Source organism: Arthrobacter sp. B3I4 (assembly GCF_030816855.1).
Classification (GTDB): domain Bacteria; phylum Actinomycetota; class Actinomycetes; order Actinomycetales; family Micrococcaceae; genus Arthrobacter.
In genome coordinates this window covers 3,308,343-3,334,456 of record NZ_JAUSYK010000001.1, presented here as the reverse complement: position 1 = coordinate 3,334,456, position 26,114 = coordinate 3,308,343, and the positions used below count along the sequence as shown (strand labels likewise).

The following is a 26,114-nucleotide window of genomic DNA, read 5'->3' as shown; positions in this document are numbered from 1 at the left end:
CGGCACTGCATGAGCCTTGACCAGCTGTATCAACAAATCATCCTGGAGCACTCCAAAGCACGGCACGGCAGCGGCCTCGCCGCCGCCGGCGAGCCGGAGGGCGCCACCGTCGGCCAGTCGCACCAGCTGAACCCCGTCTGCGGCGACGAAATCACTATGCGGGTCGCAGTGGCCGGAGGCAAGGTTAGCGAGCTGCGGTGGGACGGAGAAGGATGCTCCATCTCGATGGCCGCCGCCTCGGTGCTCACCGACCTCGCCGAGGGCCTGGACCCCGACGAATTGCGCCGGGTCATTGACAGCTTCCGGGAAGTGCTGCGCTCCCGCGGGAAAGTGCCGGCCGATCCGGAGCTCCTGGGCGACGCGGCCGCTTTCGAAGGTGTATCGCGTTACGCCGCGCGGGTGAAGTGCGCCATGCTCTCCTGGGTTGCCGCCGAGGATGCCCTCGGCCAGGCGCTCGCCCAGCAGTCGGGGCAGTAGCCGCAACGGCACCATTCCGGCGAAACGGGGCCCCGCTCTCGGCCCCGGAATGCCGTGTCCTAGAGTACCGAGCGAGTGGTGCGGCTGAGGCTTAATGGGTATTTCCTCGCGGCCGGTGTGCCCTCAGGGCGGTAAAGACGCGTAGAGCACACTCGTGCTGGCAGTAGGACTCGGTTCCTACGCTGAAATCAGGTCCCGGGAACTGCGCTGCGGATTCCCGGCCACAGGGGCCGTCAAGCAAAGCCCCTTGCACCCGGTGCCCTCGGCACCGATTCGACCGGGAGCTGAGAACGCTCCTGCGCTTTTGTCGAGCGGGGAGCTTCTGTACCCGGACTCCTTCGCCGTCGACCCTTCAGCGGCATACAAAAATCAGGGCCCGGCGGCATATAACTACCAGCAGGACCGTGGGGATACCGGGAGGTCTCAGAACCATGACGCCCAACACCAAGATCAAGAACCGCCGGAACACGGCCGCGGCAGTTCAGCCAGGGACGGAGGCGGCGCACCAGTGGCCGGAGCAGCTCTCCGGAGACGGGCCGCCGGTTCAGACCGCGACGGCGGCGCCGGCCCGGGAAAGCGCCGAGACGGAGCAGGCCTTTAGCTTCGATGTGGCCATCGTGGGCCTGGGCTACGTGGGGCTTCCCACCGCGCTGGCCATCAACGCCTCCGGGAGGCGGGTTCTTGGGCTCGATGCCTCCGAGGCCCGGCTGGCCGTCATCCGCTCCCAGGAGGCTGATCTTCTGGACTCGGATAAAGCCAGGCTGGATGTGGCTCTCCACGATCCTTCGTTCCTGATCAGCACCGACCTCTCGCTGCTCGCCCGGGCCGCAGCGGTGATCGTCTGCGTCCCGACCCCCGTGGACGCCTACCTCGTCCCTGACCTTCGGATTCTTCGCGCGGCGTGCGCGTCCGTGGTCGAGTTTGCCGTCCCCGGCCAGCTGCTGATGCTGACCTCAACAAGTTACGTCGGCTGCACCCGGGACCTGCTGGCAGTGCCCTTGGCCGCCAGAGGACTGATTCCGGGCAGGGACATCTTTGTGGCCTTCTCGCCCGAGCGGATCAACCCGGGGGTTGACGCCTTCGCCCACGAAGACGTCCCGAGGGTCGTCGGCGGGGTGACCCAGAGCTGCGGCGATGCTGCCGAAGCTCTGTTGAAACTGAGCACGAAACTGGTGCACAAAGTCCCCTCGGCTGACGTTGCGGAGATGACAAAACTGGCGGAAAACATCTTCCGTGCCGTGAACATCGCCTTGGCCAATGAATTTGCCGACATCTGCCAGACGCTGGATATGGATGTCATGGATGTCATCAATGCGGCGTCGACAAAGCCGTACGGCTTTATGGCGTTCACCCCCGGCCCCGGGGTTGGTGGCCACTGCATCCCGTGCGACCCGCACTATCTGCTCTGGCAGCTGCGTAAGGCACGCATCACCGCCCCGGTCATCGAACATGCCATGGAGGACATCGCCGGCCGGCCGCACCAGGTTGTTGCGAAGGCCAGGACGATTCTCTCCGAGCGCAGCCACGGCCTCACCGGCGCCCGGATTCTCGTGCTCGGCGTGGCCTACAAGCCCGACGTCGAAGATCTGAGGGAATCCCCGGCGCTGCAAATCATCGCTGAGCTGCTCGCCGACGGCGCCGAGGTGGCCTACCACGATCCCTGGTGCCCCACTGCACCCGACGGGCACGGCGGACAACTTCAGTCACTGGAGGATCCGAAGCTTTGGCAGACGGATCTGGTGATCCTGCATACCAAGCACACAGCCATGGATGCCGGCTGGCTGGCGGAAGCCCCTGCCGTGCTCGATACCACCTATCGACTTCCCCGCCGCTCCAACGTGACGCGGCTGTGAGCCGATGCTCCATAGACACCAGAAAGGATCGTCGGAGCAATGAAGACCGCAATTACGGGGGGCGCCGGCTTCATTGGAAGTCATCTCGTCCAGTATCTGCTGGCTGCCGGTGACGAGGTCACCGCCCTGGACAACCTTTCCACCGGCAGGCTTGAGAACCTGCGGGACGTGATTGGACACCCCAGGTTCCATTTCGTCGAAGGGGACATCCTCGACAGGTCCGCCGTGGACAAAGTGGCCGTCGGGGCAACCCGCGTGTTCCACCTCGCAGCCGCCGTCGGGGTCAACCTCATCGTCGAGCACCCCCTGGAGAGTCTGCGCACGAACATTCACGGCACGGAGGTTGTCTTGGATTCCGTCCTGGCGAACGGCGCGTCACTTCTCCTGGCCTCGACCAGTGAGATCTACGGGAAGAACACCTCGGACAGGCTGAGCGAGGAAGCAGACCGGATCCTCGGATCCACGCTCAAGTCGCGGTGGACCTATGCCGCCGCTAAAGGGATCGACGAGGCGTTCGCGCATGCCTACTGGCGCGAATTCGGGCTTCGGGTCGCGATCGTGAGGCTGTTCAACACCGTGGGACCACGGCAGACCGGACGCTACGGGATGGTTGTGCCGCGACTGGTGAAACAGGCCATTGCGGGAGAGCCGCTCACGGTCTACGGTGACGGCAAGCAGACGCGGTGTTTTTCGTACGTGGGGGACATCGTGCCCGCGATCACCGGCATTTCAGAGAAAACTTCGGCATACGGCAACGCCTACAACCTCGGGGGAAGTCATGAGGTCTCCATCCTCGCGCTTGCGGAGCGCATTGTGGAGCTTCTCGGCAGCGACAGCGACATCAGGTTTGTCCCCTACCAGGAGGCCTACGCCGATGGCTACGAGGATATGCGCCGGCGCGTCCCTGACAACAGCAAAGCCCGCGAGCTCGTCGGATTCGATCCGCAGACGACACTGGACCAGATCATCCGGAGCGTCGCCGCAGATTACCGTCCGAACGGGAAACCGGACCCGGTCCAGTGGAAGGGCACGATGGTGGCCAACTAGGCCGGAAAGCGGCGCCGCATCACGAGAGAGTGGAGTAGATGGCACGACGGCCCAGTAAATCTGTCCTCAAGCGGTGTGCGGCGACCGGCCTGGTGGCGGTGCTGGCGACCTCGTGTTCCGGGCCCAAGCCTGCCCCCGGGCCGCCAACGCAACAGGAATATCCGTGGCACACCGGCATCGTGGCGACCACGTTCTGGGTCGGGGAAGTGTTCGATCCCAAGGCGGAGGACGGAAGCCAGGTGATGTCCACCTACGACAGCCAGTGGATGCAGAGCTATGGCGGTTGCGACGGGGTGGTGGGCAGGGACGGCTGCCAGACCGAACCCAGAAGCAGCGCCAACGGTTATTTCCCGAGCAGCATGACACCCCGCGAAAACCCCTTCTACCTTGATCTGCCATACGACGACGTCAATAACGCCGCCGCGTTCGCTGAGCGTGCTTCCGTCATTCCCTGGGCGAAGGAGCCAGGCCTCGCGCGCCAGTCCAACGCTCCGGGGGTCAGCTTCATGAAGAACCGCTGGGTCAAGATCCGCAAAAACGGGCGGGAGTGCTACGGGCAGATTGAGGATGCCGGTCCGGGCCAGTACCAGGACAAGGAGTACGTCTTTGGCAAGGATGACGCCCGGCCCAAGAACAAGGACTTCAACGGTGCAGGCATGGATGTTTCTCCTGCCCTCAACGGTTGCCTCGGCTTCCAGGAACTGAACGGGCAGGACGACAAGGTTGACTGGCAGTTTGTGGACAGAAAGGACGTGCCGGACGGACCGTGGCTGAAGCTGGAGACGCGGACGCCCGTTCAGTAACCCTGCCCTATCCCATCCGCCCGTTGAGGCCGTTCCCCAGGATCTCGGCGAACTGCCCGGGCCGCTGGCTGACGCCGCTGCATACGTGGCTGGCTGTGGCAGGAAGAGACCCTTCGGGGCACGAAACGTCGCGGTTCAAAGACCACATCGAAAGACGCTGGACGCCCTTGTCGAGAGCAAAGGCACGGAGCTTCTGGGCGGCAGCCAGCGCAAAAACCTCGCCGGGAAGATCGTTCTGGCCGATCATTGGTGTGAGGCCCAGCTTCTGCCAGACCTCGTCGCTGCTAAGGCCAAGTCCTTGGCGCTCGTAGAGGGCGCTGAGCTGGTCATGAGCGGCGTTCGCCGCGGAGATGGAGGACTCCAACATGTCCTCGGCAGCAGGACGGCTCGCTCCATAGTTCATGGTCATGACGTTAACGCCCGCCAGCTCGACCCCGGCCGCGAGCATCTGTTCGACCGCGTTGACGCCAGCGTCCGTCAGTCCCTTCGGGGACGCCGGAAGCGTCACCCAGACCTCAAGCTTCCGGCCCAGCGCCGTTTCCTCGCGCTGGAGCCTGCTGACGACGTTGGCCCTCCGTACGCCGGCCGCGGCATCCAGCAGGTTGTCACCTTCGATATCGAAGTCCAGGGCGACCGGGTTGTAGCTGTCTAGGACCTGCCGGTACGCCAAAGCCACGGCGCCCTCATCCAGGCACGCATTCGCGAGTTCCAGGTTCAGCGAACCGCCGAAGGAAACGGCCACACGGCCGCCACGGGCGCGGTGCTCCGCCAACCGGTTATCCAAGTCCACCGCCTGCGCAGCGCCATCGAAGCTGTAGCGGCTTCCCCAACTGGGCAAACAATAGTCTGCGGGTGAGGCGACGACGAACGCAAGAATAACGTCCTTCTCCGGACCGGTTTCGAAGGAGTATCCAGGGTCTAAAGTCACATCGACATAGCCGGCGAACCACGTCGGGCTGCCGGCCTCACGTTCTCCGCCGAGACTAGCCACCAAGACGAATGCCCCCAATGCGATCAGTCCGACTGAAGCGAGGATGACACCGCGCCGCCCCAGGGTGTGCTTCCGGCCCGGCCGAAGGCGACGGCGATGCCGGTCCCCTCGACGGGCGGAAGCGGTGGTTTCCACGACCCGGTCCGCCCCGCTGTCCGCTGTCATTGGGCCCTTCCATCCCCTGAAGTCCCGTCATAAAACACCATTTCACCATGCCGCGGGGGGCCACGGAACGGTTTGTGCTGCCCGTTTTCGCCCCCTCCGAACCACCTGTGAACGCTTGCGCCATGGTCGAACGGCTACTGAGTACTGGCGCGTTCACTACCCGGAATCTGGGCACGCTAAAAACGAGTAGAGGTCACTCGTGCCGCCTAAATGGCCGGTCCCTACGCTTTTGGTATCGGTTCCAAGCATTTTGGGGAAGAAGCAGGTCTCAAGATGGGCACAGCGACCCACGACCGGAGACGCGTCCTGCGAGAAGCTCCGGCGGCAAAACTTTCGAGCTGTAGTCGAACAGCCTCTTGTGGGCAGATCGCGCCTGCTGATTCAAGTCCGTACGGGGGAGTGCCCGCCAAGGTTCAGACGCCTGCGCCCGCGGCCCATCGCGAGATATTGAAAACCGGCAACGCCTGGTTCGCGCCAGCCGGAATGAAGCCCAGCCAGCTGCTCGCCGCAGCCGAAGGAATGGAGCAGTACTGATGAACGCGACCGAGCGAACGATTCCAGCCGGGCGGACCGATCAGCGCTGGCGGACGGCCGCCAGCCATTGGGCCGGCGGCACTTTTTGGTCCAAGGCCACCACGGCTGTTGCGGTCTTCGCCCTGACCGTGGCAGGGCTGGCAGCCGGCACCGCGCCGGCAGTGGCTGCTTCACCCACCGTTGTGACCCTCACGTTCGATGACGCCAACGCCGACCAGCTGAACGCGGCGCAGGTCCTGAACGCTAAAGGGCTAAAAGGGACGTTCTTCGTCCCCTCCGGTGTGGTTGGAACACCGAATTACATGACCGTTGCCAACCTCCAAGGCCTGGCCGCCGCTGGCCACGAAATCGCCGGCCACACTGTTACCCACCCGGACCTCACGACGCTGACAACGGATGAAGCCACCCGGCAGATCTGCAACGACCGGGTGAACCTGACGAAGTGGGGCTTCCGGGTCACCAACTTCGCGTATCCTTTCGCGGCCGAGAATGCCGCCGTTGAGGCCATCGCCAAGAATTGCGGGTACAACAGTGCCAGGGGTCTTGGTGATATCAAGACCCGGTTCAGCTGTGCGGACTGTCCGCTGGCAGAGAGCATCCCGCCGGGAAACGCGTTCAACACGGCCGCGCCGGACGAAGAGGACTCGTCCTGGACCCTTGCTGACCTGCAGAAATCCGTTACCCAGGCCGAGACCGGGGGAGGCGGATGGGTGCAGCTGACGTTCCACCATGTCGCGGCGTCCAGCGCCGACCCACTGAACATCACGCCTACCCTGCTGTCGCAGTTCGCGACGTGGCTTAAGGCCAGGCCCTCAACGACCTCGGTGAAAACGGTGAACCAGGTTATTGGCGGCACGGTCAAGCCCGTGGTCGCCGGGCCCGCGGTACCGCCCCCGGCCACCAACGGAAACCTGGTAAAGAACCCGGATCTGGAGACTCTCGTCAGCGGGGTCCCGCAGTGCTGGCAGCAGGGTGGTTACGGGACGAACACGGCCGCCTTCAACGTCGTGGCGCCGGGACACGCGGGCGCGGTTGCCGAGCGCCTGGTCGTGACGGGTTACGCCAGCGGGGATGCGAAGTTCCTGCCTGCGCTCGACCTTGGCGGGTGCTCGCCCGGTGCGACAGCCGGGCATACCTACACCATTTCCGCCTGGTATAAGTCAACGGCCGTGACGCAGTTCGCCCTCTACTACCGGACCGGCATCGGGTCGTGGGCCTACTGGACCTCCAGCCCCTGGTTCGCCCCCGCGACCGCCTTCCAGAAGGCGAGCTGGACGACGCCGCCCCTCCCGGCCGGTGCGAGCGGCATCAGCTTCGGATTGAACCTGTTTGCGAACGGAACCCTGATCACCGACGACTATGCCATGTATGACACCGCGGGAGCGCCAGCGCCGTGACCATTGTCTACATGGTTCTGGTCCTGGGGGTCAGCACGATCTTCTGGGCACTGGTCGGCTTGGGAAGGGCCGTGACGGAAGAAGTCGAACAGCACCTTGCGGCGAGTACCCACCGCCCCCGTCAGCTCGGGACCGAGCCGGCGGGGGTTGTGCCGTCCGGTGTGGCGGTCCTCATTGCAGCTCACAACGAGGAACTCGTGATCGGCGACACCATACGAGCTGCCGCCACGCTTGTTCCGTTGGGGAACATCCACGTCATCTCGGACATGTCCTCCGACGAAACGGCGCAGATCGCCCGCAGAGCCGGAGCGAAGGTGCTCGAACTCGACCGCAACCAGGGCAAGGCAGGGGCTCTCGCCGCCGGAATCACCCACTTCGAATTGTGCAGGTATTTCGACGTGGTGATGCTCCTGGACGCGGACACCCGCCCTGCCCCCGACTATCTGGAAACGGGCCTGCCGCTGTTCGCTGACCCCACCGTGGCGGCCGTGGCGGGCCGTGCCAGATCAGTAATGACGCCAATGCCCCCGACCGCACTCGGCCGCTTCCTGGTCCTCTACCGGGAACGCCTGTACATCGCGGTGCAGTTGCTCCTGAAATACGGGCAGGCCGCGAAAGGCGCCAACGTTGTGTCGATTGTGCCGGGTTTCGCCAGCATGTACCGGATCAAGGCGCTTGAAAAGGTGGACGTGCGGGCTCCCGGGCTCGTCATCGAGGACTTCAATATGACCTTCGAGCTGCACGCCAAAAAGTTGGGCAGGATCGCTTTTCACCCGTCAGCCGCGACCGCGTACACACAGGATCCGGACACGTTCCGGGACTACGTCAGCCAGATGCGGCGCTGGGTCCTCGGATTCTGGCAGACCGTCCGCCGCCATAAAATCCAGATGGGCAAGTTCTGGCTCGCCCTCATCGTCTATGTCCTCGAACTCATGGTCAGCTGCCTGTTCTTCGTTCTGCTCATCCCGTTGTTTCTGGTTTCTCTGGTGGCCGCGGTCCAGCTGCAGGACGGCAGCACCTCTCCGGAAATCGTGGCGGTGGCGGGCTTGGTACGCCCGCAGGACGTCCTGCTCGGCGTATTCGTGCCGGACCTGCTGCTGACAGTCATGGCCGCGGTCTCCCTGCGGCGGCCCGCCATCTTGTTGATGGCCCCATTGTTTCCGCTGATGAGGATTGTCGACTCAGCCATCTGTCTGACGGTCCTGCCCCGGGGATTGTTTTCACATTCCACCGGGGTCTGGACCAGCCCGCCCCGCCGGATAGAACATCACCCGCCCAGCGCCGGCGCGCTCCCGAGTTCGCCCGGCACGGCTCACGGGTAACGGCTGGCGGGCCTAACCGACGCCGGAGGTCGTCTGCACGGCGAGCCACGGTCCCGCCGGCACACTTGCGCGGTCCGCAAAGGCCCAGCTGACGCGGTCGTGGGTCCGTTCAACTCAGCGAAGCCCAGGCAGCCGTTCAACGCGGGGGAGACGTCCAGGCCGGCGCCCTGGCCGACGTCGGCGGAGTAGTTCGGATTGGCCGGACGGGCGTCGTTGGCGCCGAAAACGTACGCGGCGTCGTGGTAGGCAGTGCCGCTTGAAGGACCGGCGTCCTCGTTCTGGCCGTAGCAAACCCTGCCCCCGGGTCCGGTCAGCTTGACCCAGCGGTTCTTCATATAGCTGTACCCCGGGTCGGCGCAGTGGTTGATGCCGGTGGCCGCGTTGTCGGCGGCAGCCCACGGAATCACCTGGCAGCGCTGCTGGAAGGCGATCGGGTCGTGTACGTCGTCGAAGGGAAGGTCCAGGTAGAACGGGTTTTCCTTCGGCGGGGGCTGGTGCTGGGGAAAGTACCCGTCGGCGGCGGTCCGGGCTTCGGTCGAGCAGGTGAAGCTGCCTGCCGTGCCGCTGCTGACTCCGTCGCAGCCGCCGTAAATGCTGCCGGCGCACGCGGACGCGGAGGGCGGTACGGCGCCGAGGTTGACCCCGGTGTGCCGGAAGGCCCACTGGCGGTTGTAGGTGGAGCAGACCTGCGACCCATCGGCCGCACTGGCGTTGAAGACCTCTCCAACCCAGAACGTCGTGCTGACGATGTTGGTGTGAACCGGGTAAACGCCGGCGGCGGGTACCGCTGCCAGGGCCGGAAGCCGTGTTGATGCGGACTCGACCACGGCGGCCGTGTGAGCCAGGGCCGGCGAGGCGCGGAGACCGGCCGCGTAACCGCCACCCGGTGCACCGAGGAGGAGGACCAGCACTGCCAGGGCGACCGAGCTGAACTTGTTCACTGTTGGAGCGCGTGTTTCTGCCAGCGGAATGCAGACCCGACTAATGCGGATAAGTGATAATAATGCCGAAAACCATCATGAGCATTGCCGCCGCGGAATACAGCGACCAGTTTGGGCCGCCGGACTTCCGGTGGCTGCCATGCCACACCCGTTCCATTCCATCCATGTCCATAGAACAATTCAACGGCGGGCGCAGCCGGGGCAGACAGCGTGATTTTTACTCCATTAATCGGCCGCCGGCTCCGGCCCCTACCCGGTCCTGTTACCTACTTGTTGCCGGGCCGGCAGTTCCCTGGTGCCGCTACAGCAGGGCCGCAATTCCGATAGCCGCCGTCGCCGCGCCCAAGAGCATGGAGATGCTCACCAGGACCACGTGGACAGTGAGGAACCGGGTGGCCTTGCCAGCGGCGTCCCGGGCGCGGGGGTCGTTGCGTACCCGTTTCAGGAACTGCGGCCAGACAGCCAGGGACCATACGCCGGCGATGATCAGGACGACAGCCAGGAAAGCGGGCAACTCCACCGGCTAGTGGCTTTCGAGCCAGGCCTGGGCCTGGGTCGACTGGATGTTGAGTGCCTTGCCTACCATCGGCTCCGCGGCGTCGGCAATCTTCCCGCCCAGGAACGGCACCGACGAGGTGACCGTGCCCTCAAGCTCGATCCGGGTGTTGCCGCCGTCGGCGACGAGGCGCTGCACGGCGTTGACGTCCAGCGGGGCGCCTGCGACCTTCAAAGAAATGTTGCTCTGCCGTGAACCGTCAGCCTCCGGCGCGCCCCAGCTGTCGAGCTGCGTCACCTTCAGGCTTTCGCCGACGAATTTGCGGGCCACTTCCGGCATCCGAGTGGTTGGGATAGTGCGGACGGTCGTGGTGTTGAACGCACCGGCCGGGTCGCCGTCGACGGTGAACGATTCCAGGGTTCCGCCGACCAGTTCGCTGGTGTGGCGCAGGAAGTCCTCATTGGCGAAAACTGCCGTGACGCTCTCAACGCTGTGCGGAAGGCTGGTGGATGCACTCAGGGCCATTGGGGGTCCTCCATGGATGTAAGTGGACGATTCGGGCTCCCAACATCCTACGCGGTGGGTCCTGCCGGTTCCGATTCGGCCAGCTCCAACTGCTGCGCGGCCGCTGCGATGTTGCGCGACATGGCGGGAAAGATCAGGCTGTGGAACGGCAGGACCGCCAGCCAGTACAGCTTGCCGCTGAGTCCCTTCGGGAAGAAGATCGCGCGCTGCCGGTAGCGGCTGCCGCTGCCTTCCGGTTCAACCGACAGCTCCAGCCAGGCCCGGCCCGGGGCGCGCATCTCGGCCCTGAGCCGGAGCAGCCGGCCGCGGTCGATCCGCTCGACCCGCCACCAGTCCACCACTTCACCCTCGGCCAGCAGGTGCGGGTGCCGCCGGCCGCGTGCCAGCCCCGCGCCGCCGGTGAGTTTATCCAGCCAGCCGCGTACGCTCCACGCCAGCGGAAGGGAGTACCAGCCGTTGCGGCCGCCGATGCCCTCGATGATGGTCCAGACGTGCTTGGGGTCCACCGCGCTGGAGTAGGAGCGCTCGTCCATGTAGACGCGGTGCCCGGCCCAGTCCGGGTCGCTGGGCAGCGGGTCCGCGTCGGCCCCGGCGCTGGCCCAAGTGGTCTCCACCTGGCCGTCCCGTTCCTTCCCCAGCGCCAGCGCCACCGCACGGCGGTACGTTGTCAGGCCGCCGTCGGGCAGCGGGATGTAGGAGTCGATGTCATGTTCGTGGGCGACGGCGTCGTGCTGCAGCGACTCCACCAGCGGCAGCGACATGGACAGCGGGATCGGCGTCGTCAGCGCAACCCACATGCCGGCCAGCTTGGGCGCGGGAACCGGCAGCGCCAGTACCACGCGGTGCGGCAGCCCCGCTTCGGCGGCGTATTCCTGCATCATGCCCGCGTAGCTGAGGATCTCCCGGGAGCCGATGTCGAAGGTGCGGTTGATCCGTCCCTCCAGCGACGCGGCCCCGACGAGGTAGTGCAGCACGTCACGCACGGCGATCGCCTCGATCTTGTTCCGCACCCAGCTGGGCGCGGGCATCACAGGCAGTGTGTCGGACAGGTGCCGGATCATCTCGAAGGACGCCGAGCCGGAGCCGATCACGACGCCGGCCTGGAACACGATCGCGTCCACGGGCCCGTCCAGGAAGACCTTGCCAACGGCCTCGCGGGAGCGCATGTGCGTGGAGAGTTCCGCCCCGGACGGGTGCAGCCCGCCCAGATAGACGATCCGGTCGACGCCGGCGGCTGCGGCTGCCTTCGCCGCCGTTTCGGCCATCGCCTTCTCTTTCGCCTCAAACCCGGTACCGCTGGCCATCGAATGGACCAGATAGTAGAAGACATCGACGCCGTCCAGCGCCGCCTGCAGCGCCGTGTCGTCGTCGAGGCTGCTCTGCACCACTTCCACCTGTTCCAGCCACGGCACGCCGGCGATCTTGGCCGGGGTGCGGACCAGGACCTTCACCCGGTGCCCGGCTTCCAGCAGCCGGGGGACCAGCCGGCCGCCGATGTAGCCGGTAGCGCCGGTCACCAGCACGGTCTTCGGGGCTGTGGCCTGGGGGGTGCCGTTCATGGGTGGCTCCTTCATCGATGCGGATATAAGCCATTCGGAGCGCCGGATGTGCCGGACTGTTGCCAGTCCCCGGGGCGGCCGGGTGCTGTCGGAATTCGTCCCGCAAGCTTAGCCCCGGGTGCCACCCCGCCGCCGGGGAGCGGTAGGCTGGAAGTACCCGGGATTCTTGCGAATTTCGGGTATTCGTGTTGCCTGCATGCCCGCGATCATCCCAGGAGTTTCAGCCATGAGCCTCAACGGCCCCTCACTCACCGGCCTGCGGCGTGTCCTCGCCGAGGACAAAACCTTCGCCCGGGTGCAGGCAGAAGCGGCACGCCCGTTCACGACCCGCAGCGAGGGCTACCAGCTCAGTGCGCCGGCCGGGCTGCGAGCCGCCCTGCTCGCGGAGACCGCCGAGGGTCTGGCCGCGGGGGCCGGCCGACCGGCATCAGCCGACGCCGGCACCTCGGACGGTCGCACGCCGGTGGTGCTCGCCGTCACCGCCACCGGCCGCGAAGCTGAAGACCTGGCTGCGGCGCTCGGCGCCTTCCTGCCGGCCCACACCGTCGCCGAGTTCCCCAGCTGGGAAACCCTGCCGCACGAACGCCTTTCGCCACGCTCGGACACCGTTGGCCGCAGGCTGTCCGTGCTGCGCCGGCTCGCCCACCCCGAGAGCACCGCCGAGCCCCTGCGCATCGTCGTCGCTCCGGTCCGCGCCGTCGTGCAGCCGATCGTCGCCGGACTGGGGGAACTGGTGCCGGTGACCCTCACGGTCGGCCAGGAGGCGCCGTTTGGTGACGTGGTGAAGAGCCTCGCGGCCGCCGCCTACGCCCGGGTGGACATGGTCACCCGGCGCGGCGAGTTCGCGGTCCGCGGCGGGATGCTGGACGTCTTCCCGCCCACCGAGGACCACCCGATCCGGGTGGAGTTCTTCGGCGACGAGGTCGAGCAGATGCGCTGGTTCGCCGTCGCCGACCAGCGCTCGCTGAGTGCTCCCGGCGTCCATCACCCCACCGAACTGCACGCCCCGCCGTGCCGCGAAATACTGATCACTCCGTCGGTCATGTCCCGGGCCGCGACGCTGAAGTCCCAGCTGCCGGCCGCGGCGGACATGCTGGAAAAGATCGCCGGCGGCATTACGGTCGAAGGCATGGAGTCCCTGGCGCCGGTGCTGGTCGATTCCATGGTGCCGTTCCTGGACCAGTTCCCCGAAGGCTCCATAGCCGTCGTCATCGAGCCCGAGAAGGTGCGCACCCGCGCGCACGACCTAGCTGCAACCAACGAGGAATTCCTTGAGGCAGCCTGGTCCACGGCTTCCGACGGCGGCACGGCACCGCTGGATTTGAGCGCGGCGGCCTCCGAGGCGCTGCATTCGGCCAGCTTCCGCTCCCTGGCGGAGACCCGTTCCACCGCGCTGGCGCACGGGGTGTCCTGGTGGTCCATCAGCTCGCTGGCCAGCGACGAGGAACTGCTGCCGGACATCGACGTGCTGAACCTGCGCGCCCGCGAACCGCGCGGCTACCAGGGCGACGTGGCCGAGATGATGGACTTCATCGGCTCGCACGTGCGCGAGCAGTGGCGGATCGTCGTCGCCACCGAAGGCCCCGGCCCGGCGCAGCGCCTCGCCGAACTCTTCCACGACAACGACATCCCGTGCGCCCGGGTCGAAACGCTGGAAGCGGAGCCGCAGCCGGGCCTGATCGAGGTGACCACCGCCCGCGTCGGCCGCGGCTTCGTTCTGGACGGGCTGAAGCTGGCCCTGCTGACCGAGGCGGACCTGCTGGGCCGGACCTCCGCCGGCTCCACCAAGGACATGCGGAAGATGCCGTCCAAGCGGCGCAACGCCGTCGACCCGCTGCAGCTGCTGGCCGGCGACTTCGTGGTGCACGAACAGCACGGCATCGGCCGGTTCGTGGAACTCATCCAGCGCAAGGTCGCGGGTGGAGGCGACGGTGTGCGCGAATATCTCGTGCTCGAATACGCGCCGTCCAAGCGCGGCGCCCCGGGGGACCGGCTCTTCGTCCCCACCGACCAGCTGGACCAGGTCACCCGATACGTCGGCGGCGACACCCCGGTGCTGAGCAAGATGGGCGGCTCGGACTGGGCCAGCACCAAATCCAAGGCCCGCAGGGCCGTCAAGGAGATCGCCGGGGAACTGATCCGGCTCTACTCGGCCCGGATGGCCTCCCGCGGCCACGCCTTCGGCCCGGACACCCCCTGGCAGCGCGAACTCGAGGAAGCCTTCCCTTACGTGGAGACGCCCGACCAGCTGACCACCATCAACGAGGTCAAGGCGGACATGGAGCGGGAAATCCCGATGGACCGCCTGGTCTCCGGCGACGTCGGCTACGGCAAGACCGAAATCGCGGTCCGCGCGGCGTTCAAGGCGGTGCAGGACGGCAAGCAGGTTGCCGTGCTGGTGCCCACCACGCTGCTCGCGCAGCAGCACTACGAGACCTTCACGGAACGGTTCTCCGGCTTCCCGCTGCGGGTCAAGCCGCTGTCCCGCTTCCAGGGCGCGAAGGAGACCAAGGAGACAGTCGAGGGCGTCAAGAGCGGCGCCGTCGACGTCGTCATCGGCACACACCGGCTGCTGTCCAAGGACTTCGCGTTCAAGGACCTGGGCCTGGTGATCGTGGACGAGGAGCAGCGCTTCGGCGTCGAACACAAGGAAGCGCTGAAGAAGATGCGCACCAATGTGGACGTCCTGGCCATGAGCGCCACGCCGATCCCGCGCACCCTGGAAATGTCCCTGACCGGCATCCGGGAAACGTCCACGCTGGCCACCCCGCCGGAGGAGCGCCACCCGGTGCTGACCTACGTCGGCCCGTACACGGACAAGCAGACCTCCGCCGCGGTCCGCCGCGAGCTGATGCGCGAGGGGCAGGTGTTCTTCGTGCACAACCGGGTCTCCACCATCGAACGGACCGCGGCGAAAATCCGCGAACTGGTTCCGGAGGCCCGTGTCGAGGTCGCGCACGGCAAGATGTCCGAGGGCCGGCTGGAACAGATCATCGTCGACTTCTGGGAGAAGCGCTTCGACGTGCTGGTCTGCACCACCATCATCGAAACCGGGCTGGACATCTCCAACGCCAACACCCTGATCGTGGACGGCGCGGACAAGTACGGGCTCTCCCAGCTGCACCAGCTCCGCGGCCGGGTGGGCCGCGGCCGGGAACGCGCCTACGCCTACTTTCTCTACCCCTCGGAAAAGCCGCTGGGCGAGGTGGCGCTGGAACGGCTCAAGGCGGTCGCGACGCACAACGAACTCGGCGCAGGTATGCAGCTGGCCATGAAGGACCTCGAAATCCGCGGTGCTGGCAACCTGCTGGGCGGGGAACAGTCCGGCCACATTCAGGGCGTCGGCTTCGACCTCTACATCCGGCTGGTCGGCGAGGCGGTGGCGGACTACCGCGGTGAGGCCGAGGAGAAAGCCGCCGAGATGAAGATCGAACTGCCGGTCAACGCGCACCTGCCGCACGACTACGTGCCCGGCGAGCGGTTGCGTCTGGAGGCCTACCGGAAGCTCGCCGCAGCGCTGACCAACGAGGCGATCGAGGAGGTCGAGGCCGAGCTCGTGGACCGCTACGGGGAGCTGCCGCTGCCGGCCAAGAACCTGGTGGCCGTGGCCCGTTTCCGGGTGGGCGCGCGCGAGGCGGGCCTGACCGACGTCGCCCTGCAGGGCAACTTCATCAAGTTCTCGCCGGCGCAGCTGCCCGAGTCCAAGCTGATGCGGCTGGCCCGGATGTACCCCGGCTCGCAGGCGAAGCCGGCGCTGGACGCGGTGCTGATCCCGAAGCCGAAGACGGCACGGATCGGCGGCCGCGACCTGCAGGACGCCGAGATCCTGGCCTGGGCCAACACCGTGATCGAGGCGATCTTCTCCGACGTCCCGCTCTCGGTGGGCTAGCCGTGATGGGAGGACACCACGCCGCGTCCGGGGCCGCGGCGTGGGTGGCTGTTGCCTCGACCGGGCCCTACACCTTGGGCTGGTACCCGCTGGATGCCACCGGAATCGTGATCGGCGGGATGGCAACCGCGGGCACGGCGCTGGTCTGCGACTGGGACCACCGTTCGTCCACCGTGGCGCACGCCCTGCCGCCGCTGTCGAACCTGATCGCCGTGGGGATTGAAAATGCCTCCGGCGGCCACCGCCAGGGCACCCATTCGGTGCTCGGCGCGGCGTTCTTCGTGCTGCTCGCAGCACTGGCCGGCCGCATCCAGCTGCAGACAGACTGGGGCCTGCTGTCGGTGGGCGCCGGGTTGCTGTGTATGTTCATGATCAACATTGCCGCCAAGGCGCTGAAGCTGTTTCCCAAGTACGGCTGGATCAGCAACTGGATCTTCGCCCTGGCCATGGCCGGGCTCGTGACCTGGTTCGCGCCGCACCAGTGGTCCTGGCTGCCGGTGTCCATGCTCACCGGCGTCCTGGTGCATATCGTCGGCGACATGATCACCACCGGGGGAGTGCCGCTGCTGTGGCCGCTCGTGGCGAAGCCGCCGAAGTTCCTGCGGAAGCTGCCGCTGATTAGGGACATCTGGAAAGCGAACGGGGCGTTTTCGATCCCGCTGCTGGGCCGGGCCGGTTCGCGGCGGGAATGGCTGGTGCTGATTCCGGTCAGCGCCTACGCCATGGTCGGCATGTTTTCCGCCGCTCTCGGTGTGGCCAAGGGGCACTTCCCGGCCGCCGTCGCGTTCGGGACCGCGCTGGCCAGGCGCCTGCTCGGCGTCGGCGTCTAGCTCCGGAGGCTAGGGCCGGTTAAACGACTGAAGCCCCGGAAAACCGGGGCTTCAGGTGGGGTGCTTTAGCTTTCGCCGGCGGAATCCGAGCGGCCGGTGATGGTCTGCGGAATCCAGAACGCCAGGGCGAACAGGATCAGGCAGACGGCCATCGGCCAGGGGTTGCCCAGGGTGAGGAACGACAGCGAGTACAGGGAGCCGAAGAACAGGGCCATCATCAGGACAAACAGCACGACGCTGGATCCCAGATGGTTTTCGGACCTCGGGGTCCTGGCGGTCTTGGTGATGTTGCTGGACATTCGTTCCTCCTCGGCCCCGCGGGGCTGTAAAAACTGTGGCGGCAGCGGCTGTGGCCGGAACCGGGATCAGTACGCGGACGAACCCTGTTCGCCTTTGACGATCGCAATTCCGGAGCTGGCGCCAATACGTGTTGCACCTGCAGCAATCATAGCCTGCGCGTCGGCGAGGGAACGCACGCCGCCGGAGGCCTTGACGCCGAGCCGGGGGCCCACCGTGCGTCGCATCAGGGTGACGTCCTCGACCGTGGCGCCGCCGCCGTTGAAGCCGGTGGAGGTCTTCACGTAGTCGGCTCCGGCCTCGACGGCGGCTTCGCAGGCCAGGACTTTCTGCGCGTCGTCGAGCAGCGCGGTCTCGATGATGACCTTCAGGATGGCCTCGCCGGCGTGGACGGTCTCCGCCACGGCACTGATGTCATCGATCAGGGCGCCCTTGTCCTGGGCGCGGGCCGCGGCGATGTTGATGACCATGTCGATCTCGTCCGCACCATCCAGCACCGCCCCGCGGGCCTCGAACACCTTCACGTCAGTGGGGGTGGCGCCCAGCGGGAAACCGATCACCGAACAGGTCAGCACTCCTGAACCCCGGAGGGCGGTCTTCACGGTCTTGACCCAGACAGGGTTCACGCAGACGGACTTGAACTGGTACTCGACCGCCTCGGCGCACACCTTTAGGATGTCCGCCTCGCTGGCCTCCGGCTTGAGCAGGGTGTGGTCGATGAACGCGGCCATGCTGCCCGCGCCGCCCTGGTCCGGGCTGGCGGAGCCGGTGGCCGTGCCAGCCGTGGAGGCGTCGTTGCTCATGGTGGTCCCTTTCCTAGCGGGCCAGGTTTTCGGCCGGCCCGGCCTGCTGACACGACGTGCGCCGTGATTCGTCAGTGCACCATCTTGCCACAACAGGCCCAGCGGCTCGGGGAGCTACGCCGCCTGTCCGAGGGGTGCGGACAGCGAGGCCTGCAGCAGCTGCCCGGCGCAGACCTCGGCGGCGGAACCGGCCGCCACCAGCAGTCCCAGCCGGACGCCGTCGAGCGCGGCGGCGTCACCGATGGCCCAGATGCCGGGCACCGGAGTGCGGTAGCCCGGCCCCACCAGGATGCCGCCGTGCAGCGCGGTGGGCAGCCCGGCGGTGCGGGCGAGGGTGTCACGCGAAATCCGCTCCTCGGCAAGGATCACAAGATCGCCGTTCATCCTCGAACCGTCCTCGAAGACGACGCCGGCCGCCGGTAACGCGGAGCCGGCCAGGGCGGGGACGACGGCGGAGGGTCTCAGCGTGGTGCGGACCGGACGCAGGCCACGGGCCCGGAGCACGGCCTCCGCCTGCCCCGCGGCTGTGCCGGTGCCCACCAGAATGCCCAGCGGCCTGCGGCCAAGGACCCGGGTGGCGTCCCTGACAGCGTCGCCAAGCCGCGCGGCGTCGTCGACCGTGGCGTAGCTCAGGCAGCGGCCCGCGCCCTCGATCGGTGGCAGGGCCGGTGCCGACCCCGTGGCGATCACCAACTGGTCGAAGCTGAACTCAAGCCCGTCGGCTGTGGTGACCCGGCGTTCGGCGGCATCGATGAAGCTGGCGGGCTGCCCGAAGCGGACCGAGACCCCGGCCAGCGCGGCGAGGTCCAGGAGTTCCGCCGGGGCGTCGTCACGGTTGCTGAGCAGCGTGACGACGCCGGCAAACGGCGTGCGGGTGAGCTGGCGGACCAGTGCCTGTGCGGCCGGTCCGGCACCGGCAATGACGATCCGCGGCCGGGAGTGGTTCGTGGCTGCGGACGTTTCGGTCTGGGACATGTCGTGGCCCTTTCGCTGGTGGGCCGGTGGATGTGGCCCTGTTGCTGATGCTCCCCAGCGTAGGAGGACGTTTTTTCGCGCAGGTTTCCGGGGTGTTGCAGTATTTTTCCGCGCTGTTCGCCAGTTTTTACCGGCCGGTAACAGTCTTAGAGCCCCAGCGCCTCGCGCACGTCGGCCAACACGGCGTCCAGGGCCGTCCGCGCCTCAAGCCGGGCCTGAGGCAGTTCGGCGGCGGATTCCACGTCGCGAATCACCTCGAGGTAGCACTTGAGTTTCGGTTCGGTGCCGCTGGGGCGGATGATGACGCGGCTGCGGTCCCTGGTCAGGTAGAGCAGGCCGTCGGTGGGCGGGAGCTGCTCGCTGCCCTCGGCGAGGTCTGCGGCGGTTTCGACGGCGGAGCCACCGAAGGACTCCGGCGGGTTGACCCGCAGCCGGTTCATCATGGCGTCCAGCAGCCCGAGGTCCGCGACGCGGATGCTGAGCTGGTCGCTGGCGTGCAGACCGTGCATCAGGTAGAGCTCGTCCAAGGTGTCGAAGACCGTCTTGCCGGCGGCCTTCGCTGCCGCGGCGAGTTCGGCGATCAGTACGGCGGCGGAGATGCCGTCCTTGTCGCGCACCAGCGACGGCGCGACGCAGTAGCCCAGGGCTTCCTCGTACCCGTACAGCAGGCCCGGGACCCTGGCGATCCACTTGAACCCGGTCAGGGTCTCCTCGTGGCCGTAGCCCGCGGCCGTGGCGATCCGGGACAGCAGCCGGGAGGAGACGATCGAGTTGGCGAAGACGCCCGGGGAGACGCCCGCCCCGACCGGGCCGTCGAAGACGCCGGCCGCCGCGAGCCGGGCCACGACGTGCGCGCCCAGCAGTGCGCCGACCTCATCGCCGCGCAGCATCCGCCAGGCGCCGGTGTCGGGGTCCTTGGCGGCAACCGCCGCGCGGTCGGCGTCGGGGTCGTTGGCGATCACGATGTCGGCGTCCAGCCGGGCGGCGGTTTCCAGCGCGAGGTTCAGGGCACCGGGTTCCTCCGGGTTGGGGAAGTTCACGGTGGGGAAGTCGGGGTCCGGTTCGGCCTGCTCGGTCACCAGGGCGACGTCGTCGAAACCGGCGGCCTTGAGCACGGCGACCGCTGTCTGACCGCCCACGCCGTGCATCGGGGTCAGGACAATCTTGAGGTCCCGGGCCGGGAAGTGCTCCGGCAGGGCAAGCGCGGCGACGGCGGTCTCATAGTCGGTGGCGATCGAGGGCTCCAGCACGGTCCAGCCGGCATCGGCCAAAGCGATCGAGTCCAGAGCGCCGACGGCTTCGATCTCGGCGGCGATCAGCGCGTCGTACGGGGCCACGATCTGGGCGCCCCGTCCGTTTTCCTCCACGGCGTGGCGGCCCAGGTAGACCTTGTAGCCGTTGTCCTGCGGCGGATTGTGGCTCGCCGTCACCATGACTCCGCCGTCGCACTCCAGGGCACGGACCGCGTAGGCGAGCAGCGGGGTGGGCAGCGCGGAGGGCATCAGGTAGGTCTCGATGCCGGCGGCGGTGAAGATCGCGGCGGTTTCTTCCGCGAAGATGTCCGAGTTGTAGCGGGCGTCGTAGCCGACGACGGCGCGCGGCCGCGTCCCCGGCGCGGCCTGCGCGACGGTCCCGGTGAGGAACGCGGCGAGGCCGGCGGCCGCGCGGCGCACCACCACCCGGTTCATCCGGTTCGGCCCCGGGCCGAGTGCTGCCCGCAGCCCCGCGGTGCCGAACTGGAGCGTGCCGCTGAAGCTGTCGGCGAGTTCCTGCCCTGCAGCCGCCGAGCCGTCCTCGGAGAGGCGGATCAGCTCGGTGAGGGCGGCGGCGGTGGCGGGATCCGGGTCCTGCGCCGCCCAGGTGCGGGCGTCGGTTAACAGGTGGTCCAGTGCGGCATCGGAAGACGTCATGGGTACCAAACTAGCGTCAACGGCAAGCCCGGCGCGCCCCGACAGGCGCAGGCCCGGGTTACGGTTCCGTTCCATCCGGCCCTTCGCGGTGCCGCCGAGTTCGCCCTTCGCGGCAATGTTTCCGGCGGGCACTGCCGCGAAGTGCCGACTCGGCGCAGGGCTTCCGCAGGATCCGCTCAAGACCCCGGCGACGGTGCCGTGAGTCGTTGACACCCGATTTTCCGGACACGTAACGTCTCGAATATGAAGATGGGGCGGGGAGTGGAATGGGCCGTGCACTCGTGCGTCAACATGTCCTGGACGCCGCCGGGGGAGGCCGTGAACAGCGCCCGGCTGGCGGAGCTCTACAAGCTGCCCGCTGCCTACCTGAACAAACAACTCCAGGCCCTGGTCCGGGCCGGCATCCTCACCTCGGTCTCCGGCCCGCGCGGCGGCTTCCGCCTGGCGCGCCGGCCGGAAAGCATCACGGTGCTCGACGTCGTCCTGGCCGTGGAAGGACCGGAGCCGGCCTTCCGCTGCGAAGGCATCCTCGGCGTAGTTCCCGACGCGGACCGGGAAGAGAACTTTGTCCGGACCTGCCTGATCTCCCAGACCATGCGGCAGGCTGAACTGGCCTGGCGGCAGGCGCTGGCGCGGCAGACGATCGCCGGTGTCGCCGGCTCCATGGAGCGCCGGTTTCCCGGGGACCGGGACAAAACCGTCCGGCACCTGGCCGCCGGGCCGCCCTAGAGTTTGGCGATGATCTCCGCGAGCAGTTTGGAGATCCGCGGCCCCGCCTCCTGGCCGGCTTCGAGGACCTCCGCGTGGCTCAGCGGTACCGGGCTGATGCCCGCGGCGAGGTTCGTCACAAGCGAGATGCCGAAGACCTCCATGCCGGCATGGCGGCCGGCGATGGCCTCGAGTGCAGTGGACATGCCCACCAGGTCGGCGCCGATGCGCTTGGCGTACTGCACCTCCGCCGGGGTTTCGTAGTGCGGGCCGGTGAACTGGGCGTAGACGCCTTCATCCAGGCTCGGGTCCACCTCGCGGGCCAGGCCGCGGATCCGGGACGAGTACAGGTCGGTGAGGTCCACGAAGGTGGCGCCTTCAAGCGGTGAAGTGGCAGTGAGGTTGATGTGGTCGCTGATGAGCACAGGTGTGCCCGGCGCCCAGGCCTCGTTCAGTCCGCCGCAGCCGTTCGTCAGCACCAGCGTCTTGCAGCCGGCTGCGGCGGCGGTGCGCACGCCGTGCACGACCGCGCGGACGCCTTTGCCCTCGTAGTAGTGCGTGCGGGCGCCCAGCACCAGGGCGCGTTTGCCCTCCCGGGTCAGGACGGAGCGGATGGTGCCGACGTGGCCGACGACGGCGGGGGAGGAGAAGCCGGGGACCTCCTCGGCGGAGAGCGTGGCGGTGGTCTCGCCGATCAGCTCGGCGGCGTCGGCCCAGCCCGAACCGAGCACCAGCGCCACGTCGTGGCTGTCCACGCCGGTCTCCTCGGCAATGTAGTCGGCGGCGGCGCGGGCGGCGTCGAAGGGGTCCGTGTTCAGGAATTCTGTATTACTCACTGGTACAAGCTACCGTGCCCGTAGCACACTGCCCAGCATCCTTATTGGTGGCGCCGGTCCGGATGATGGACAATGGATGATTGTGACTACGCATCCCGATTTCAGCGCACCCCGGATCGCAATTCTCGGCGGAGGGCCCGGTGGCTACGAAGCCGCCATGGTCGCCGCGTCGCTGGGGGCGCAGGTCACCATTGTTGAGCGTGCGGGGCTCGGCGGATCCGCGGTGCTGACCGACGTCGTACCGTCCAAGACCCTGATCGCGACGGCGGACCTGATGACCCGCGTGGGCGAGGCCGGCGAACTGGGCGTGAAGTTCGACCTCGACGGCGGCGACTGCAGCCCAACGATGCGCGCGGACCTCAAGCACATCAACGACCGGCTGCTGGGCCTGGCCCGGCAGCAGTCCACCGACATCCGCAAGGGCCTTGAGAACCAGGGTGTCCGCATCCTGATCGGCTCCGGCAAGATGCTGGACAGCCACACCATCGAAGTCCTCACGGCAGAGGGTACCGAGACCATCGAAGCAGACGCCGTGCTGCTCGCCGTCGGCGCGCACCCGCGTGAGCTGCCCACCGCCCGGCCCGACGGGGTGCGGATCCTGAACTGGGCGCAGATCTACAACCTGGACGAGCTTCCCGAGGAACTGATCGTCGTGGGTTCCGGCGTCACCGGCGCCGAATTCGCCTCCGCGTACAACGGCCTGGGTTCCAAGGTCACGCTGATCTCCAGCCGGGACCGGGTGCTGCCCGGCTCGGACGCCGACGCGGCGGAGGTCCTGGAAGCCGTCTTCGAGCGCCGTGGCGTCAAGGTGCTGTCCCGGGCACGGGCCGAAACCGTGGAGCGCACGGATGACGGCGTCGTCGTCACCCTCGCCGACGGGTCTAAGGTGAACGGCAGCCACTGCCTGGTGGCCGTGGGCTCCATCCCGAACACCGCGGGGATCGGCCTTGAGGAGGCCGGCGTCGCGCTGACCGAGAGCGGCCACATCAAGGTCGACGGCGTCTCCCGCACCACCGCGCCGAACATCTACGCCGCCGGCGACTGCACCGGCGTGCTGGCCCTGGCATCCGTCGCTGCCATGCAGGGCCGCATCGCGATCGCCCACTTCCTGGGCGACAGTGTTACTCCACTCAAGCTGCACCAGGTGGCCTCGAACATCTTCACCTCGCCCGAAATCGCGAACGTGGGCGTCTCGGAGGCAGAAATTGACTCCGGCAAGTACCAGGGCGACGTAATCAAGCTGTCGCTGCGCAGCAACGCCCGCGCCAAGATGCGCAACCACAGGGACGGCTTCATTAAGATCTTCGCCCGCAAGGGTTCCGGCACGGTCATAGGCGGGGTCGTTGTGGGCCCGAACGCATCCGAGCTGATTTTCCCGATTTCCCTCGCCGTCACGCAAAAAATGCATGTCGACGACGTCGCCAGCACCTTTACGGTGTACCCCTCGCTGAGCGGCTCCATCTCCGAAGCAGCACGGCGGCTTCACGTCCATATGTAACCTTTACGGAGGCCTAGCCATGCAGAGCCCTCGCACCCTTGCCGAGTCCGCGGAACGCAACCCGGTGCTGCCTTCCGGTCCGGATGAGCGGTTCGCCGGCTACGGCGTGATGGGCGTTCCGTTTAGCTCCGGTTACGTCCTGGCTTTGCGGCATTTTGCCGCCTCCTCGGTGGGCCCGGGCTACACCTCTGTGTGGATCCGCGATCCGGCCGGCGCCTGGACGATGCACAGCACGACCGCCCCGGCGTTCTCCTGTCCGCGCTACTTCGGCAGCGTCCTCGCGTCTGCGTCGACGTCGGGGATCACCGTCCGCTGGCGTAATGACTATTCCTTCACCGTGGAGGGCGGAGACGGGCTCGACCTCAGCTGGGACGTGACGCTGCATGCCACGCCGGTCACCCGGCTCATGTCGGCCGTGGCCGGGTCGGTGCCGGAGGGGCTGTGGCGCAGCCCGACGTTCCTGCGGGCGATGGGCGCCGTCGCCGGCCCTGCGCTGGGCGCCGGACACATCGGACTGACCGGCAGGGTGCCCAACGGCCAGGCCTTCGGCGCCCGGCCCCGGCAGATGTGGTTTGTGCAGGGGAGCAAGGCGCACCTGCGGGGAAAGGACCTCGGGCAGGTTGCCTCGCTGCCGGTCCAGGACCGGCTGGGGGACTTTTGGATCCCGCAGCGCGGCATCTTCATGATCGGCTCGTCCGTGTTCGAGCCAGTCGCCCGCCCGGCCTAGAACGGGTACGGCGCGATGTCCGGGCGCACGGTGAGCCACTGGATCTCCGTGAAGGACTCCATGTTGGCGTGGTGGCCGCCGATGCGTGAACCGTTGCCGGAGTTCTTCATTCCGCCGAACGGCGAGTTCGCCTCGTCGGAGACCGTTTGCTCGTTGATGTGCACCTTGCCGGAGTCGAGCCGGTCAGCGATTGTCATAGCCATCCCGACGTCACCCAGGATGCCGATGGACAGGCCGTATTCGTTGTCATTGGCCAGCGCCACGGCCTCGTCCACGGTGGAGAACTTCATCACCGGCGCCACGGGGCCGAAAATTTCGTCCTTCCAGGCCGGGCTGGCTTCATTCAGATCCACCAGCACAGTGGGCTGGTAGAAGCGGCCGTCGTGGCTGCCGCCGGCGGCCAGCCGTGCGCCTGCGAGCACAGCCTCCTGCACGATCCCGTCCACCCGCAGCAGCTGCCGCTCGTCAATCACCGGTCCCAGTGCAACGGTGCCGCTCTTCGGGTCTCCGACCGGCAGGTGCCCGGCCTTCTCGGCCAGCGCCGCCACGTAGTCATCATGAATGTCCTCGTGCACAATGTGCCGGCCGGCTGCCATGCAGATCTGGCCCTGGTGCATAAAGGACCCGAACGCGGCCGCGGAGGCCGCCTTGGCCAGATCCGCGCCCGGCAGCACGATCAGCGCGTTGTTGCCGCCCAGCTCAAGGTGCGCGCGCTTGAGCAGCCGGCCGGCTGTTTCGCCGATCTTCCGGCCCGCCGCCGTCGAGCCGGTAAAGGCGATCACCCGCACCTCGGGGGCTTCGACGACGGCGGCACCGATGTCCGCGCCGCCGGGCAGCAGTGACAGCAGCCCCTGCGGGAGTCCGGCTTCCTCGAAGATCCGCATGAGGGTCACGCCGCCGCAAACCGCGGTACGGGGGTCGGGCTTGAGCAGCACGGCGTTCCCAAGGGCCAGGGCGGGGGCGACGGCGCGGATCGAGAGAATCAGCGGAAAGTTGAACGGAGCGATGACCGAGACGACGCCGACGGGCCGACGCCGGGCGAAGGACCAGCGGTTTTCGTTTGAGGTCAGCACGTCCCCGGCCGGGAGCGACGGCAGGGCCGATGCGTCGTAGCATTCGTTGGCCGCGATGTGGGTCTCCAGGGCCGCCTTGGGCGGGATACCGCCGGATTCACGGACGATCCAGTCCTGAATTTCTGCCCCGTGTTCCTCCCAGAGCTGGCCCGCGCGGCGCAGCACGGCTGCCCGGTCCTCGGGGTTGCGGGTGGCCCATTCCTTCTGCGCTTTCGCGGCCGCCGTCGCGGCTTCGCGGACGTCATCCACGGAGGCGACGCCGTAGCTGCCCAGCTGCTCGCCGGTGGCCGGTTCGACGCTCGGGGCGCTTCCGCCACCGCCGTCGCGCCAGCCATTGAGGAAAATCTTGCCTTCCCAGAGGGAGGAATCGAGCAAGGACATGTCCTGGCCTTTCTAGATGGGGACGCGGCCGTCCGTTCGCCGATGCGGGCGAAGGTGCCTGCTCCGTCCATCACATG

Annotated in this window: 22 protein-coding genes; 11 read left to right on the top strand and 11 right to left on the bottom strand. The window is 67.3% G+C overall.

Annotation, left to right across the window (positions count from 1 at the left end; all coding sequences use genetic code 11):
* Positions 1-9 precede the first annotated feature (9 nt).
* The 4 genes from sufU to QFZ61_RS15720 all read left to right on the top strand — a co-directional run bounded on the left by sufU (position 10) and on the right by QFZ61_RS15720 (position 4,180).
* Positions 10-477, top strand: a complete 468-nt coding sequence (gene sufU, locus QFZ61_RS15735) for a Fe-S cluster assembly sulfur transfer protein SufU (protein ID WP_307037598.1) — start codon at positions 10-12, stop codon at positions 475-477.
* 431 nt (positions 478-908) lie between these two features.
* Positions 909-2,330 (top strand): nucleotide sugar dehydrogenase, encoded by a 1,422-nt coding sequence (locus QFZ61_RS15730; protein ID WP_307037597.1) that lies wholly within the window; start codon positions 909-911, stop codon positions 2,328-2,330.
* Between the two features lie 39 nt (positions 2,331-2,369).
* Complete coding sequence (locus QFZ61_RS15725) at positions 2,370-3,377, top strand: dTDP-glucose 4,6-dehydratase (RefSeq protein WP_307037596.1); 1,008 nt, start codon at positions 2,370-2,372, stop codon at positions 3,375-3,377.
* A 38-nt stretch (positions 3,378-3,415) separates the two neighbouring features.
* A complete protein-coding gene (locus QFZ61_RS15720) occupies positions 3,416-4,180 on the top strand; it encodes a hypothetical protein (protein WP_307037594.1) in 765 nt (254 codons plus the stop codon).
* A 7-nt stretch (positions 4,181-4,187) separates the two neighbouring features.
* On the opposite strand, the gene QFZ61_RS15715 is transcribed toward QFZ61_RS15720, so the two are convergent.
* Positions 4,188-5,336: a chitinase gene (locus tag QFZ61_RS15715; protein WP_307037593.1), complete on the bottom strand. Its 1,149-nt coding sequence runs from the start codon at positions 5,334-5,336 to the stop codon at positions 4,188-4,190.
* 533 nt (positions 5,337-5,869) lie between these two features.
* Here QFZ61_RS15715 and QFZ61_RS15710 point away from each other — a divergent pair.
* Together QFZ61_RS15710 and QFZ61_RS15705 are read left to right on the top strand one after the other, a co-directional pair.
* Positions 5,870-7,267 carry a polysaccharide deacetylase family protein gene (locus QFZ61_RS15710; protein WP_307037590.1) on the top strand — a complete coding sequence of 466 codons (1,398 nt, stop codon included), beginning with the start codon at positions 5,870-5,872 and terminating at the stop codon, positions 7,265-7,267.
* Positions 7,264-8,589, top strand: a complete 1,326-nt coding sequence (locus QFZ61_RS15705) for a glycosyltransferase (protein ID WP_307037589.1) — start codon at positions 7,264-7,266, stop codon at positions 8,587-8,589. Before QFZ61_RS15710 ends, QFZ61_RS15705 begins: the two co-directional genes overlap by 4 nt.
* Here QFZ61_RS15705 and QFZ61_RS15700 read toward each other — a convergent pair.
* From QFZ61_RS15700 to QFZ61_RS15685, 4 genes are all read right to left on the bottom strand, one after another.
* Positions 8,580-9,530, bottom strand: a complete 951-nt coding sequence (locus QFZ61_RS15700) for a hypothetical protein (protein ID WP_307037587.1) — start codon at positions 9,528-9,530, stop codon at positions 8,580-8,582. The two genes, QFZ61_RS15705 and QFZ61_RS15700, sit on opposite strands and share 10 nt — an antisense overlap.
* Before the next feature lie 301 nt (positions 9,531-9,831).
* A complete protein-coding gene (locus QFZ61_RS15695) occupies positions 9,832-10,050 on the bottom strand; it encodes an SCO4848 family membrane protein (RefSeq protein ID WP_307037585.1) in 219 nt (72 codons plus the stop codon).
* A 3-nt stretch (positions 10,051-10,053) separates the two neighbouring features.
* Positions 10,054-10,551: a DUF2505 domain-containing protein gene (locus QFZ61_RS15690; RefSeq protein WP_307037583.1), complete on the bottom strand. Its 498-nt coding sequence runs from the start codon at positions 10,549-10,551 to the stop codon at positions 10,054-10,056.
* Positions 10,552-10,598: 47 nt separating this feature from the next.
* The gene (locus tag QFZ61_RS15685; protein ID WP_307037581.1) at positions 10,599-12,110 is read right to left on the bottom strand and encodes an SDR family oxidoreductase; all 1,512 of its coding nucleotides are present in this window, start codon (positions 12,108-12,110) and stop codon (positions 10,599-10,601) included.
* Between the two features lie 226 nt (positions 12,111-12,336).
* On the opposite strand from QFZ61_RS15685, the gene mfd reads away from it, so the two are divergent.
* Positions 12,337-15,999, top strand: a complete 3,663-nt coding sequence (mfd, locus tag QFZ61_RS15680; RefSeq protein WP_307037580.1) for a transcription-repair coupling factor — start codon at positions 12,337-12,339, stop codon at positions 15,997-15,999.
* Positions 16,000-16,004: 5 nt separating this feature from the next.
* Positions 16,005-16,829, top strand: a complete 825-nt coding sequence (locus QFZ61_RS15675) for a metal-dependent hydrolase (protein ID WP_307037578.1) — start codon at positions 16,005-16,007, stop codon at positions 16,827-16,829.
* A gap of 65 nt (positions 16,830-16,894) precedes the next feature.
* On the opposite strand, the gene QFZ61_RS15670 is transcribed toward QFZ61_RS15675, so the two are convergent.
* The 4 genes from QFZ61_RS15670 to QFZ61_RS15655 all read right to left on the bottom strand — a co-directional run bounded on the left by QFZ61_RS15670 (position 16,895) and on the right by QFZ61_RS15655 (position 20,814).
* Entirely contained in the window at positions 16,895-17,128 is a 234-nt protein-coding gene (locus QFZ61_RS15670) for a hypothetical protein (RefSeq protein ID WP_307037576.1), read from the bottom strand.
* A gap of 66 nt (positions 17,129-17,194) precedes the next feature.
* Positions 17,195-17,929 carry a deoxyribose-phosphate aldolase gene (gene deoC / locus QFZ61_RS15665; RefSeq protein WP_307037575.1) on the bottom strand — a complete coding sequence of 245 codons (735 nt, stop codon included), beginning with the start codon at positions 17,927-17,929 and terminating at the stop codon, positions 17,195-17,197.
* 114 nt (positions 17,930-18,043) lie between these two features.
* The gene (locus QFZ61_RS15660; protein ID WP_307037573.1) at positions 18,044-18,904 is read right to left on the bottom strand and encodes an FAD-dependent oxidoreductase; all 861 of its coding nucleotides are present in this window, start codon (positions 18,902-18,904) and stop codon (positions 18,044-18,046) included.
* A gap of 146 nt (positions 18,905-19,050) precedes the next feature.
* The gene (locus QFZ61_RS15655) at positions 19,051-20,814 is read right to left on the bottom strand and encodes a phospho-sugar mutase (protein WP_307037569.1); all 1,764 of its coding nucleotides are present in this window, start codon (positions 20,812-20,814) and stop codon (positions 19,051-19,053) included.
* A 249-nt stretch (positions 20,815-21,063) separates the two neighbouring features.
* Here QFZ61_RS15655 and QFZ61_RS15650 point away from each other — a divergent pair, with 249 nt between their 5' ends.
* Entirely contained in the window at positions 21,064-21,543 is a 480-nt protein-coding gene (locus QFZ61_RS15650; protein ID WP_307037567.1) for an Rrf2 family transcriptional regulator, read from the top strand.
* Here QFZ61_RS15650 and QFZ61_RS15645 read toward each other — a convergent pair.
* Positions 21,540-22,358 (bottom strand): purine-nucleoside phosphorylase, encoded by an 819-nt coding sequence (locus QFZ61_RS15645; RefSeq protein ID WP_307037565.1) that lies wholly within the window; start codon positions 22,356-22,358, stop codon positions 21,540-21,542. The genes QFZ61_RS15650 and QFZ61_RS15645 overlap by 4 nt on opposite strands.
* Before the next feature lie 82 nt (positions 22,359-22,440).
* On the opposite strand from QFZ61_RS15645, the gene QFZ61_RS15640 reads away from it, so the two are divergent.
* A complete protein-coding gene (locus QFZ61_RS15640; RefSeq protein WP_307037563.1) occupies positions 22,441-23,856 on the top strand; it encodes an NAD(P)H-quinone dehydrogenase in 1,416 nt (471 codons plus the stop codon).
* Between the two features lie 19 nt (positions 23,857-23,875).
* Positions 23,876-24,583, top strand: coding sequence for a hypothetical protein (locus tag QFZ61_RS15635; protein ID WP_307037561.1), 708 nt, complete (start codon positions 23,876-23,878; stop codon positions 24,581-24,583).
* Here the strand turns inward: QFZ61_RS15635 and QFZ61_RS15630 are convergent.
* Positions 24,580-26,037, bottom strand: coding sequence for a benzaldehyde dehydrogenase (locus tag QFZ61_RS15630; protein WP_307037560.1), 1,458 nt, complete (start codon positions 26,035-26,037; stop codon positions 24,580-24,582). The two genes, QFZ61_RS15635 and QFZ61_RS15630, sit on opposite strands and share 4 nt — an antisense overlap.
* Positions 26,038-26,114: the final 77 nt, after the last annotated feature.

Excerpts from the sequence above, each read along its gene's own strand:
- sufU (WP_307037598.1), top strand. The coding sequence starts at position 10 with ATGAGCCTTGACCAGCTGTATCAACAAATCATCCTGGAGCACTCCAAA.
- QFZ61_RS15730 (WP_307037597.1), top strand. The coding sequence starts at position 909 with ATGACGCCCAACACCAAGATCAAGAACCGCCGGAACACGGCCGCGGCA.
- QFZ61_RS15725 (WP_307037596.1), top strand. The coding sequence starts at position 2,370 with ATGAAGACCGCAATTACGGGGGGCGCCGGCTTCATTGGAAGTCATCTC.
- QFZ61_RS15720 (WP_307037594.1), top strand. The coding sequence starts at position 3,416 with ATGGCACGACGGCCCAGTAAATCTGTCCTCAAGCGGTGTGCGGCGACC.
- QFZ61_RS15715 (WP_307037593.1), bottom strand. The coding sequence starts at position 5,336 with ATGACAGCGGACAGCGGGGCGGACCGGGTCGTGGAAACCACCGCTTCC.
- QFZ61_RS15710 (WP_307037590.1), top strand. The coding sequence starts at position 5,870 with ATGAACGCGACCGAGCGAACGATTCCAGCCGGGCGGACCGATCAGCGC.
- QFZ61_RS15690 (WP_307037583.1), bottom strand. The coding sequence starts at position 10,551 with ATGGCCCTGAGTGCATCCACCAGCCTTCCGCACAGCGTTGAGAGCGTC.
- QFZ61_RS15685 (WP_307037581.1), bottom strand. The coding sequence starts at position 12,110 with ATGAACGGCACCCCCCAGGCCACAGCCCCGAAGACCGTGCTGGTGACC.
- mfd (WP_307037580.1), top strand. The coding sequence starts at position 12,337 with ATGAGCCTCAACGGCCCCTCACTCACCGGCCTGCGGCGTGTCCTCGCC.
- QFZ61_RS15675 (WP_307037578.1), top strand. The coding sequence starts at position 16,005 with ATGGGAGGACACCACGCCGCGTCCGGGGCCGCGGCGTGGGTGGCTGTT.
- QFZ61_RS15670 (WP_307037576.1), bottom strand. The coding sequence starts at position 17,128 with ATGTCCAGCAACATCACCAAGACCGCCAGGACCCCGAGGTCCGAAAAC.
- deoC (WP_307037575.1), bottom strand. The coding sequence starts at position 17,929 with ATGAGCAACGACGCCTCCACGGCTGGCACGGCCACCGGCTCCGCCAGC.
- QFZ61_RS15660 (WP_307037573.1), bottom strand. The coding sequence starts at position 18,904 with ATGTCCCAGACCGAAACGTCCGCAGCCACGAACCACTCCCGGCCGCGG.
- QFZ61_RS15655 (WP_307037569.1), bottom strand. The coding sequence starts at position 20,814 with ATGACGTCTTCCGATGCCGCACTGGACCACCTGTTAACCGACGCCCGC.
- QFZ61_RS15650 (WP_307037567.1), top strand. The coding sequence starts at position 21,064 with ATGGGGCGGGGAGTGGAATGGGCCGTGCACTCGTGCGTCAACATGTCC.
- QFZ61_RS15635 (WP_307037561.1), top strand. The coding sequence starts at position 23,876 with ATGCAGAGCCCTCGCACCCTTGCCGAGTCCGCGGAACGCAACCCGGTG.
- QFZ61_RS15630 (WP_307037560.1), bottom strand. The coding sequence starts at position 26,037 with ATGTCCTTGCTCGATTCCTCCCTCTGGGAAGGCAAGATTTTCCTCAAT.